We start from the raw sequence: 11618 nt of genomic DNA, 5'->3' as shown, positions 1-11618 counted from the left end.
AAATTTCGGGCGTGGTTTTTTAGGTATTGGGGGAGTGAAGGCGGCGGTAACGTAGCAGGCATTGCCCAGTTTGCCGGGGGAGGAACTCGACCAGTTCGTAGTGGAGCGATTGGGTCATAAATGGCAGCGTTTCCTTGCGCTTGTTCTTAGCTTCCTTTTCAGGCTTGTCACCTGCGCCAAGACTTCGGGCATCCAGCATGATTTCGAGAGTCTCCTGTTGCCCGATGCTTGAAGCTGGGCATGGACGTCCAAGCCCATCGTATAAACGTCCATCGGCAGTCAGTGTCAGAACTGTTGCCTGGGGACTTGCGTCATGTTCGTGCGTTTCCATTTGCAATGTTGTGGGACTATGATCAATTCCGGTGAAATTACAAGTTAACGCTATGAGTGATCACCAACTGGATATTGTTTGTTATTTGAAGACCTTTTGTGGATGGAGTGAGGGGGTTCGTGCCATGTTGCGCAAGTATGGGCTGCCCTTTGAGGAGAAGGATATTATCAAGAACCCCGCTTTTCGCTGGGAAATGGAACAGAAGAGCGGTCAGCCGCTGAGTCCCTGCGTTACGGTTAATGGTCACATGCTTGCCGATGTCTCAGGCGATGAGGTGGAGCAGTATCTGCTGGAAGAAGGTATGGTGTCGGCTCGTGAGGATGCCGCGGATGCTCCTACCGGCAGCGGTTGTGTTGGTCACGGCTGATGCTGATCACCCCGCAGGCTTAGGATTTCATTCCGCTGTTCATCCCACTGAGAGGGGGGGGCGTCAGGAATTTACCTGCCGGCTTTGACTGGAGCTTTGACAATGCCCTCGGCGGTTTCTTTTTTCAGGCGTAGCTGGCCGCAGGCGGCATTGATATCACTTCCTTTTTCAAGGCGGAGGGTGGTATTGATGCCATAGGATGCGACCACATCACGGAAGGCGTAACAATGCTCTTCCGTGGGCCTGACCCATTCAAGGCCTTCGACGGTATTGTATGGGATTAAGTTGACCTTTGCGTTAATCCCTTTGGCTCTTTTGGCGAGGATATGAGCTTGCTCCAAGTCGTCGTTCACATCTTTGATCAGGATATACTCGAGTGAAATTTTTTGTTTTTTGAATTGGCGCCAATAATGGAGCGAATCAAAGAGTTCTTTGATCTGCCACTTACTATTGACGGGCATAATGCGGTCTCTGACCTCGTCGGTTGCCCCGTGCAATGAAATGGCGAGTCGGATAGGAACCGGGAATTCAGCCAGTTTCCGGATGGCGGGAGCGAGACCGGATGTGGAAACCGTGATGCTGCGCGCGCCGATGTTCAGCCCCCAATGGCTGGTGATGATTTCCAGCGCTTTAATCAGGTTTTTCAGGTTGGCGAGAGGCTCGCCCATCCCCATAAAGACGATGTTGTTGATTTTTTCCCCGGTGATTTGTTCCACCGAAAGCATTTGGCCTACGATTTCGGCTGCCGTCAGGTTGCGGGTAAAGCCGGCTAGACCGGAGGCGCAGAATTTGCAGCCGTAGGCACAACCCACCTGAGATGAGACACAGATGGTCTTTCTCGATGACTGCTTGCCTTTCAATCCTTTCGAAGCCGGAATAAAGACAGTTTCCACATAACGACCGTCGTCGAGTTTGAAGAGAAACTTGCGTGTGGTGTCTTCGGACCCCTTGGTTTCCACGTGTTTCAGGTTGTTGATGTGAAAGCGGGCCTCAAGTTTTTCTCGCATGGGGGCGGAGAGGTTGCTCATTTCGTCAATCTCGTTGACGCGCTGCTGGTAGAGCCACTCAAGCACCTGCTTGGCGCGGTATGGTTTTTCCCCCTCGGAGGTGAAATAGGATTCCAGATCCTCTTTGCTCAGGCCGAGCAGGGAGTCGGTAGGATGTGGTGGATTTGTCATAGCGGGCACATCGGCTTGTAGCACGGATTTGGTGAAAGGCACGGATTTTTTATCAGGGTGACGTGCTGAGCGCCACGATGGGGGTGCATGACAGAAATCCAAGCGAATGATGCTTGATCGTCTGATAAATTGAGCGAAAATGGACATGGACGATCTAAACAGTCGTTCGACCATTGTCTGTACAGCCCCTAGTTTTTAGTTTTTTCATCGTAAACACAATCGAATCATGAGCCTAATAGCAAACAACCTCGTTGAAACCGTCGGCAATACGCCGCTTGTTAAATTGAATCAGATCACAGCCGGACTGGATGCAGAAATCCTGGTCAAGGCCGAGTTTTTCAACCCTTTGTTTAGTGTGAAGGACCGCATTGGACGTTCAATGGTCGAAGCCGCAGAGCAGGCTGGAACCTTGAAGCCAGGGGGCACCATCATTGAGCCCACATCCGGAAACACAGGGATCGCCTTGGCATTTGTTGCCAGAGCCAAAGGCTATCGCTGTGTGTTGACCATGCCCGAGACGATGTCACTCGAACGTCGGGTTCTTCTTCGTATGCTGGGGGCTGAGATTGTATTGACCCCTGGACCGAAGGGAATGGGTGGTGCGATCGCCAAGGCCAAACAGCTTCTTGAAGAAGCCGGTGGTAATGCGTTTGGTCCAAGCCAGTTTGATAACCCGGCCAACCCGGAAGCCCATCGTCAGACGACAGCTGAAGAAATCTGGTCGGCAACAGATGGGAAAATCGATGCTTTTGTTGCCGGTGTTGGAACTGGTGGCACACTCACAGGTGTCTCGGAGGTTCTCAAAGGACGTTGCGATATGAAAGCGATTGCTGTGGAGCCCGCTGCCAGCCCGGTTATTTCAGGAGGCCAGCCTGGGCCTCATAAGATTCAAGGAATTGGTGCCGGGTTTATTCCTGGCAACCTGAATGTCGATATTATCGATGAGACGATTTGTGTGACCAATGAAGATGCTTTTGAAACAGCCCAGGCCGTAGCCAAGAACGAGGGGCTTCCAGTGGGGATTTCCAGTGGAGCCAATATCTGGGCCGCGATGCAGTTGGCCAAGCGCCCCGAGTTTGCGGGTAAGCGTATTGTCACTGTCGCCTGCAGTTCGACCGAGCGTTATCTCAGCACCCCCCTTGCCGAAGCCGCCAAAGAAGAAGTCAGTTCAATGCCTGTGTCTGAAATTTAATTTGCCGAGCTATGGATAAAGAACAAATCAAGGAGGAGATCCTTGGTATGGGAGCCAAGGCTCGGGTTGCGGCCCATGCCTTGGCTGTGTTGGATGCTGATCAGAAAAATGCGATTCTTCGTGCGATGGCCAATGGCCTGCGTGATCGGGCTGATGAAATCCTCGACGCGAACCGAAAAGACATCGATGCCGGTGAGGCCAACGGTCTGACGGAGGCGATGCTGGACCGCCTTCGCCTAGACTCCTCCCGCTTGGAGGCCATTGCCGTGGGGGTTGAGGAAGTGGCTGAATTGCCTGATCCGGTAGGAGAGGTTCTCGATTCCTGGACTCGTCCGAATGACATTCGAATTGAACATGTTCGCGTGCCTATCGGGGTGATTGGGATCATTTATGAAAGCCGCCCGAATGTGACCAGTGATGCGGCTGTGCTTTGTTTAAAATCCGGCAATGCCACGATTTTGCGAGGGGGCTCGGAAGCCATTCATTCGAACCGGGCGATTGCCTCGGCCTTACAAGCCGGTGGAGAGTCCCAAGGGTTACCTGAACAAGCGATTCAACTGATTCCTTTCACCGATCGTGAGAGTGTTCGTGTGATGGCTGGAATGGACCAGTGGCTGGATGTGATTATTCCGCGCGGTGGCAAGGGATTGATTGAAGCGGTTGTTTCTCAGGCTCGCATGCCCGTGATCAAGCATTACGATGGCATTTGCCACGTCTATGTGGATGCGGATGCCGATTTGGATATGGCCGTGGCCGTTTCCGAGGATTCGAAGGTTCATAAACCCAGTGCCTGTAATGCCTTGGAAACGTTGTTGGTTCACCGGGATATTGCAGAATCGTTCCTGCCTGCGATGGCTGAGGCCTTCAGCGCCCGTGAGGTTGAAATGCGAGGCGATGAACAGGTTCAGGCGATTCTTGGCAGTGCTGTTGTTCCCGCTTCTCCTGAGGACTGGGATACCGAGTATCTCGATATGATAGTCGCAATCAAAGTCGTAGATGATATGGCAGAAGCGATTACCCATATTAACCAGCATAGCTCACGTCATAGCGATTGTATTATCACCAAGGACGATCAACAGGCATCTCGCTTTCTTCGGATGGTGGACAGTGCCTGTGTCTATCATAATGCTTCGACTCGTTTCAGCGATGGCGGGGAGTTTGGATTTGGTGCGGAAATTGGTATTTCCACTGATAAGTTGCACGCCCGCGGGCCGATGGGCTTGCGTGAGTTGACATCCTATCAATACCGAATCCGGGGCTCTGGCCAGACCCGGGCTCTGTGCGCAACAACTTGATCTGTTAGGTTGGCAAGTTTTAGCTTGAAGCTGGCTCAGCGCGCTTGTTGGGTCGGCTTGATGGTATGCACTTTCGGCATGACGATACCGCCTTCCGCCTGCTTCCGGGTGTCACGGTAGGCTCCGAAGAAGTTGGTGTTGCAATCCATCCACAAGGTGAGTCTTCGTCTTTCCTCCGGAGTGAGGTTTACCTCGTGGTGGCCTTGATCCAGTAGGGTTTTCAGGCGGGAGGCCTTGGCCCCTATTTTTCCGGGGATGGAATAAGATGTGTGATTCTTTTTGATTAAGGCTCCGTTGCCTCCATGTTTTCCCCAACCATATTTACGGAGGTGATAGAACCCGTTGCTCCATCCAAATGGGACGGCCTTGCCATTTTTCTGGACGGTCGCCCCGTCGAGAGAAAAGGTGTTGGAGCTTTTTTGGTTGTGGCATTCCACGCAGTGCTGATCGAGTACGGGTTGGACGAGTCGGGGGAAGGTGAGGGGGTAGGACCCCGGGGCTTCGGGGACTAGTCTTGAGGGGGCGCGTTTCATGGCGATGGGGCGTTTCCCTCTGTTCGTGGGGGCATGGTGTTTGTTTTCATGGCATCCGATACAGCTCATTCTCTCTCCCTGATGGAGGTAGGTTCCGGAACGCATCGACTGTATCGCTTCACCGGATTCATCCAGTAGTTGGAAATAGATTTCAATATCGGTGGGGCATTCAAAGTAAACGCTGCCGTCGGCTTCGACCGGGACTGTGCCTAAGACTCCTCGTGCGAGTGACTGGTCGGCCAGTCCAATTCGAGGGCGATCTTGAAAGGCATTCCATTTTGGGAAAACCGCCACCACCCTGAGTTCCTTGATCGTGGTTCCCTTGGGAAGAGGGAGAGCCGAGTCATAGACATTCATGATCGCGATGGTTCCGAGCTCGGGTTTGCTCGTTTCTTGATGTTCGCTCAAGGCAGCGGTTTGAATGGGTAAAATAGGAGGTCGTGCGCGCGCTTTCAGCGGGATGGGATCGAGGCAGGCGATGCTCGGGTCTCGGTACAGGAGTTCTTTGTTGCCGAAAGAATCAACCAGATAGATGCCATGGTTTTTTTGTCCCGGGTCGTAGACGCAGAGATAGAAGTTTTCGCTGAGTGGCCAGGGGGATCCGTAAACTTCACCCTTGGGGCGATGTTTGCCTTTGGCGTGGGGGACGCCTGGAGCTTTCTCGGACTCCGGAAACAGAACTTCCGGTGTCAGCCGTTTGATCTGAGACATTTGCCTGTCGTCGGTAATGTCAGGGTCGATGAGGATGAGGGACCCGTAGGCTTCACCATGGTGAGGGGCCGCAACGGCAACGAACTTGTTGGAGTCAGGAATGGCCCGTATGGACATCTCCATCCATGGCCGGCTTTCTCGGGAGTCCGGGTAATTGCCGTGGTTGCTACGAGGGTCTCGTCCATCGGGGTAGCAGGTCCAGAGGTGGTGAGCGACGTCAGAATCCCGGTCGATGTAATCCCAGCGAGTATAAACGATCATGCCGTGGTTATCGATGCTTGGCTGCCATTCATTGGTGTCGTGCCAACTGAGTGTGGTCTGCTGGGATCCATCGCCGCACATGCTGTGAAGTGTCCCTGAGGGTAAGGCCCGGCTACCACAGCGTTGATTACCACCGTTGCGCTCGGATATATAGGCAATGCGTCCGTCCGGCATGAAGCAGGGATCGTATTCGTTGTGCATGCCATCGCTCAGAGCCCGCAAATCGGAGCCGTCGATGTTTGCGCTGTAAATGTGGAAGGTGCTTTCCGGTCGGAAATGGTATTGCCGGTAGTTTTTTGATTTCGTGCGGCATTCCTTGTAGCTCCAATGTTGATTGGACCAGTCGGCCTCTGGCCCGAGGTGCTCGTGGTGGGCTTCGGTGTAGGCAAATGCAATCCGTTGGGCATCGTAGTCGAGATCGAGAGAGATGAAAGACCCCGGGGTGAGCGGTTTTCCTTGTAGTCTTCCTGATTTGACCACACTTGATTCAAGAAAATGGCGAACACCGGGCGTGTTGGAAAACGCCTTGTCCAAAATAAAGACGCCGCCGCCGGCTTTTTGGTTGAATCCGAGATATTGATCAACCATATGGATTTCTCCTCTGCCTTGTTTGTGGTGTTTGAGGAAAAGGATTTGATCAAAGTCGAGTAGTGGATTTTTCAAAGCGATTCGGCGTCGAATGTGGCAAAGTTGGTCGAATAGTTTTGGGTCAGATTCGCCACTCGCTTGTTTGTTCACCTGAAGAGCAAGCGTATCAAGTTCGCTCTGTTCCTCGTCTAAATCAGGAGCATTCTTCATTTGCCGCAGGTGATTCAATAATGCCTGGGTGCGGCGTAAAATGACATCACATGGGGATTGATCACTGGCAAGGATGAGGGATTCTTGTCGGAATGCTTCTTTTTTCAGTCGGGGGTAGCCATCGGATTTTGGCCCTTGGTGTTTGAGTGCGTGCTGCAGGGTGGCGTATTCCGAGTTGGGTTCGGATGCCTGTAGACAGACGGACAGCAGAATTGTAATGAAAAACAAGCGGGGGATGGTGGTAGCGACGGGCATGATTCAGTTGAAGGATGGGGGAAGCTGAGATAGGGAGAGCTATTCTGAATACGTTCAGTCCTTTTTCTTTTTGTTCGTTAATTTTATTTTGCCACTGCCGGACACGGAGAGTTCTCATTTACCTGGCTGAGATTGAAGTTCTTGGAGGTGACCTGAAGCTCTTAGCGGAGTGATTATCAGGGGATTGATATCTGACAGGAAAAAAACCGCTCGTCAGAGGCCTAGGGGTGCGTATAGTAAGTGTCATAGGCAGAATCGCTGGCTGAGAACCTTTGCCGGTTTGTTTTTGCCTCACCACCTACACCACCAACCAACGATTATTATGTTGATCCCAATCCGCTTGAAAAGGCGACCATGCGCAGCATGGATTGCCTGTCTCTCCGTATGTATGGCCACAGGTGCCATGGCTCAAACCGACAATCTGACCGAGGCTGATCGCATTGCCTTGCTGGACCAGCTCGAAAAAATCCAAAAGCAATCCGATGACCGGGTCAGCGGTTTGTATCGCAGGGCTATTCAGGATTACCGGGCTGCCATTCGCTCGGATGATGCCACCATGGATTTGTATTTGAAGTGTTATGAAAAGGTGCACTTTGAAGATGAGAAGCGGAAAAGCCAGGAGTTTCGCGATTGGAAACGTAAAAACAAGCAACGCTTAAGCTCATCATCGATGCGGATGGCCTTGAGACACCAGCTTTCATGGCTTTTGTTGAGTATTGAGGCGGCACGCCGTGAGGGGGATGTTAGTGAGTTGGGAGATCGGGCGATCCAGCATCTGGACCAGATATTTCAACATGCTGAAACCTTGAAAGAACACCGTGCGGTATTGGGCCAAAATGCGCTGAGTTCTGTGTTTGCCCAAGCATACAAGCTGAATATCAAAGTAAAGGACTGGCCCAAATCCGCTTTGGATATTGCCCAGATTTACGACAAGGTGGTCATGCCGCCTTTGCGACAGCCTGACCGGATCAGTCGATTACGTACCGCATGGAAACAGCGGATCATGCATGAGGGCATGGTGTTCGAAAAATGGACCGAAGCCAAAGGTACGACCATTGGTAAGAAAGATGCGCTGAGGTCGCCGCAAATGGAAAAATTCTTGAGTATTACCCGGCCGCAACTTCAGTGGGAGATGGAAGTGGATTGTTTTGAGGCTGGAGATGAGCGGGCTTCGGCATTGCGTATGTTGAAACACCTTGAGACGAATCTTACACACAAGGATGCTCCTCAGTGGATCAAAGATTTTCAAGCCATGATCCAACCGGAGGTCGATTCGGAAAGCGTGTCCGACGGTGAGCAGGTAGCTTCTGAATAAGTTGCAATATGGTGCGCCCGCTTGCCGTAATCTCTTTTGGAAATAGAATTCCAACCAGAACACTCAAATGAATACTTATTGTTTAACCCTATCAGTGGCTTCATTGTGCATGCTTTCTTTCGCAGGCGCTGCCGAAGCAGTCAAACCAGTTCGAAGTGAGGTGATCAAACCCATTCGGAATGAAAGCTTCAATAAAGGAGGTAAAGCCAAAGAGAGAAAGCAAGGAGGGAACCCTCGTGAGGTTGCCGGCTATCAGGTCTTCGATGGTTCGATGGATGGGAATCGCCAGGTGGACCCACAAATAGCCGTTGGTGGAGGATATATTTTTCACGGTACGAATGGTGGGTTGATTATCTACGATAAAAAAGGAACGTTTATCCAAGGCGTCAAGCAGTCGGCTTTCAACAATGGGATCGACCCCAAGTTGTTTTTCTGTCCACATAACAAGGTATTTGGTTTTGATCTCTGGAATCCATGGGACAAAGAGAAAAAAAAGCCGGTCAACGTTGCCGTCACCGAAACCAGTGACCCGACAAAGGCCTGGAATATCTACCCGATCCCGGCACCCCAGGGGCGTGACGGCGGAGGGATTGGATATAGTCGAAAATGGATAGGCTATGAATTCCCAGGAGGACCGGCACAAAACTTTGTGCTGAAAATGGCAGAGGCAAAAGCTGGTAAACCGGCAACGATCTATCACTTTGCAGGGAACATGGGGCATCCGGTGGCAACCCAGGACTCCATAGATGCCTTGTATTTTTTGAAGATCACCCAAACGAACTTCATCATCACCAAGGTAGATGATGAAGGTAACGGTGGTCCGGTCGCGACGGTGGTTGCGGATGTGCCTCACAAGATTAATTTCAAGTATCCACCGAAATCGCCGCAGAAGGGAACCAAGCAGGTGGTTTCATCCGGTGACCGGCGTCCGAAAAATTTGGTGATCCAAAGCGGGTGCATCTGGTTTTCCCACGCCGTTAACCATCAAGGGCGTTCGGCGGTCCAGTGGCATCAACTGCGCCTCGATGGCAGTATCGTGCAGTCTGGCCTGATCAGCCACCCGAAGAATAATTATATACAAACCACCATTGCGGTAAACAAACAGCAGGATGTGCTGGTCGGCTTCCAGGAAGCTGGTCCGGATATGTTTATCAGTCCTCGGATGGCTTTCCGCCATGCAAATGACCCTAAAGGTACGGTGCGCGAGGTCGTCAAACTCGGAGACGGAAAAGGTGCAGCTAATGGTGTCGCATGGGGGGATTACAGTGGAAGCACCATTGATGGTGATAATCTAACTGATCTTTGGACGATCCAAAGCATCGCTGATGAACAAGGAAAAGGAGACACGATGATCATCAAAGTTCCTTTCAAGGAGCGAAAGTAATCGGACGTTGAACGTCCCAAAGCCTTGTTGGCCATCCTGTGTTTTTCAGGGTGGCCACTTTTGTGTATGGCCCGGTTTTCACTCACTTTGTATTTGTCTTCGCTGGTGAGGTTTTCTGCTTGTGGTAATTGACTTGGTTTATAGTCTGCACGCACTTACTTCGGATTTCTCTTTAGAGAAGCAGTCTGAATAGGGAGTTAAATTTTACCCTTATCGATGATGATGAAATTATATGTATCGCTAGCTATTGCCCTTTGCGCATCCTCCATGTCTCTGTCTGCAGAAGATCCGGGTTCTGACCCCGCAAGCAAACAGGTGGTTTTAGAAATGATCAAAGCCGAGTTTCCAAGTGCACAAAAAAATGGGGCTGGAGCAATCGGTTCACAAGCCAGAATTGAAATCGGAGATGATATGGTCTTTTTGAATGGTCGTGACGGAGATCGTTTGCTGCAGTCGTGGGGGAACTTGCCATCGGAGATTGACGGGCTGTTGATGCCTGATGACGGTTCGTGGTGTATTACTTTCCAGTTTTCCGATGTGGGTTATGTCAAAGACGATGAAAAAGAAGAGATCGATGCCGATGCGATTTTGGAAGAAAATCGGGAAGGTCAGAAGGAAGCCAATAAGCAGCGGGTGCAACAAGGACTGGGAGAGTTAGAAATTCTCCGTTGGGTTGTAGCTCCGAATTACAACACACAGACCAACAACCTGGAATGGGGGATGCTTCTTGAAGATGATGAAGGAAGCCAATCGATCAACCATGAGGTTCGACTGCTTGGTCGTCACGGAGTGATGAATGCCACCTTGCTTTGTGGTCCTGAGCAATTTGCTTCATTGAAGCCTGTTCTAGATGAAACTCTCAAAGGCTTTTCTTACAATGAAGGGAATACCTATGGTGAATATCGTGATGGGGATAAGGTTGCTGAGTTTGGCTTGTTGGGCCTGATGGGGGCCGGAGGAGCATTTGTTCTCTGGAAATTCTGGAAACCTATTTGTGCCGGGGTTCTGGTTGTGGGTGTGAGTGTGAAGAAGTTTTTTAATCGTTTCTTCGGCGGATCCAGTGAAGGCCGTGTTTCTTAATTCGGGGCAGTTTAGTTGATTGTTGAATCCGCAATGTCCGATGGGCAGTCGTTTTACCTCTTGTTGCTGCTGCTTTATCTAAGCAGTTGCATCAAGGTGTCGGCTCGTGGATGCCAGGGCGTTGTCAAAACCGCTTGGGGCTCTTGGCGTTTACGACCTTCTGTCGCCAGCTTGGGAGGGATTCGCAAGGACCTGTTCATCGCCCCATTGCTGCCCTGGCCACCGGTGCTGATTCTGGCTAAGGGTACAGCTGAAGTTCAGCTTCAGAGGCGAGGTTCGCAGGCTTCATTGCTTCGCCTGACACGACTGATAGTCCGGGCGAGTGCTGATCTTCGGTTGATGTCACTGGGAGTTTTTTTAACGTTCTTTGTTCTGGTTCCTTATCGCTACCATTTGGAAGGTGGTTCTCCCAGAGTAATGTATACGCTTGCTGTCGGGTTTATCCTGATGTTCGCCGCGTGGCTTCGGTACTCCTCGCTCCATCGACGCTTGTGGCCGAAACAAAAAGCAGAGCGATTCAAGCACTTGTTTTTATCCATGACGATGCCTTGGCATGCGATGCGACTCGCTGATGAATTGCTCCTGGTTTCTCCAATTTCGGGCCTTCACCCTCTGGCTGCTGTCTCGCTGGTTGAAGGAGCAAAGGGAAGGTGTGTTCTTGGGAAGGCACTGAGAGAGAGTATCTATCTCGATCATGCATCCTACAAGGAGGATGACCTCAGGCGTTTGTATGGATTGTTAGGTGTTGATGCCGAGTCTCTCTTGATGCCTCCCGATAGAGAGTCCGGAGGTGAACATTACTGTCCGTGTTGTCACGAAGTCTACTCCCAAGCGGTTGATGTTTGTTCTGACTGCAAGGAGACATCATTGCTTCGGTTCGAAGCGGACGGAAAGTGAGTCAAGAGGCTGATAAACTGA

The 11618-nt window shown here is 51.2% G+C and carries 10 protein-coding genes; 7 read left to right on the top strand and 3 right to left on the bottom strand.

All coding sequences use genetic code 11. The features are described 5' to 3' along the window. Nucleotides 1-19: 19 nt before the first annotated feature. A complete protein-coding gene (locus HW115_RS03470) occupies nucleotides 20-331 on the bottom strand; it encodes a hypothetical protein (protein WP_178931169.1) in 312 nt (103 codons plus the stop codon). A 52-nt stretch (nucleotides 332-383) separates the two neighbouring features. Between HW115_RS03470 and HW115_RS03465 the strand changes: the two genes are divergently transcribed. Continuing rightward, nucleotides 384-698 carry a glutaredoxin family protein gene (locus HW115_RS03465; RefSeq protein ID WP_178931168.1) on the top strand — a complete coding sequence of 105 codons (315 nt, stop codon included), beginning with the start codon at nucleotides 384-386 and terminating at the stop codon, nucleotides 696-698. Nucleotides 699-769: 71 nt separating this feature from the next. On the opposite strand, the gene rlmN is transcribed toward HW115_RS03465, so the two are convergent. After that, a complete protein-coding gene (rlmN, locus tag HW115_RS03460; RefSeq protein ID WP_178931447.1) occupies nucleotides 770-1876 on the bottom strand; it encodes a dual-specificity RNA methyltransferase RlmN in 1107 nt (368 codons plus the stop codon). Nucleotides 1877-2102: 226 nt separating this feature from the next. On the opposite strand from rlmN, the gene cysK reads away from it, so the two are divergent. Both cysK and HW115_RS03450 read left to right on the top strand, forming a co-directional pair. Further along, nucleotides 2103-3068 (top strand): cysteine synthase A, encoded by a 966-nt coding sequence (gene cysK / locus HW115_RS03455; RefSeq protein WP_178931167.1) that lies wholly within the window; start codon nucleotides 2103-2105, stop codon nucleotides 3066-3068. Nucleotides 3069-3079: 11 nt separating this feature from the next. Continuing rightward, nucleotides 3080-4363: a glutamate-5-semialdehyde dehydrogenase gene (locus tag HW115_RS03450; protein WP_178931166.1), complete on the top strand. Its 1284-nt coding sequence runs from the start codon at nucleotides 3080-3082 to the stop codon at nucleotides 4361-4363. 35 nt (nucleotides 4364-4398) lie between these two features. On the opposite strand, the gene HW115_RS03445 is transcribed toward HW115_RS03450, so the two are convergent. Continuing rightward, on the bottom strand, nucleotides 4399-6921 hold the full coding sequence (locus HW115_RS03445; RefSeq protein WP_178931165.1) for an HzsA-related protein: 2523 nt from the start codon (nucleotides 6919-6921) through the stop codon (nucleotides 4399-4401). 322 nt (nucleotides 6922-7243) lie between these two features. Here HW115_RS03445 and HW115_RS03440 point away from each other — a divergent pair, with 322 nt between their 5' ends. The 4 genes from HW115_RS03440 (at nucleotide 7244) to HW115_RS03425 (ending at nucleotide 11597) form a co-directional block, all read left to right on the top strand. Continuing rightward, a complete protein-coding gene (locus HW115_RS03440) occupies nucleotides 7244-8236 on the top strand; it encodes a hypothetical protein (RefSeq protein ID WP_178931164.1) in 993 nt (330 codons plus the stop codon). 109 nt (nucleotides 8237-8345) lie between these two features. Further along, nucleotides 8346-9620 (top strand): hypothetical protein, encoded by a 1275-nt coding sequence (locus HW115_RS03435; protein ID WP_178931163.1) that lies wholly within the window; start codon nucleotides 8346-8348, stop codon nucleotides 9618-9620. 267 nt (nucleotides 9621-9887) lie between these two features. Further along, the gene (locus HW115_RS03430) at nucleotides 9888-10700 is read left to right on the top strand and encodes a DUF2167 domain-containing protein (protein ID WP_178931162.1); all 813 of its coding nucleotides are present in this window, start codon (nucleotides 9888-9890) and stop codon (nucleotides 10698-10700) included. Nucleotides 10701-10733: 33 nt separating this feature from the next. Then, complete coding sequence (locus HW115_RS03425; RefSeq protein ID WP_178931161.1) at nucleotides 10734-11597, top strand: hypothetical protein; 864 nt, start codon at nucleotides 10734-10736, stop codon at nucleotides 11595-11597. Nucleotides 11598-11618: the final 21 nt, after the last annotated feature.

This window comes from Oceaniferula marina (assembly GCF_013391475.1).
Classification (GTDB): Bacteria; Verrucomicrobiota; Verrucomicrobiia; order Verrucomicrobiales; family Akkermansiaceae; genus Oceaniferula; species Oceaniferula marina.
The sequence above is the reverse complement of the archived record's forward strand: the minus strand, read 5'-3'. Positions and strand labels throughout refer to the sequence as shown.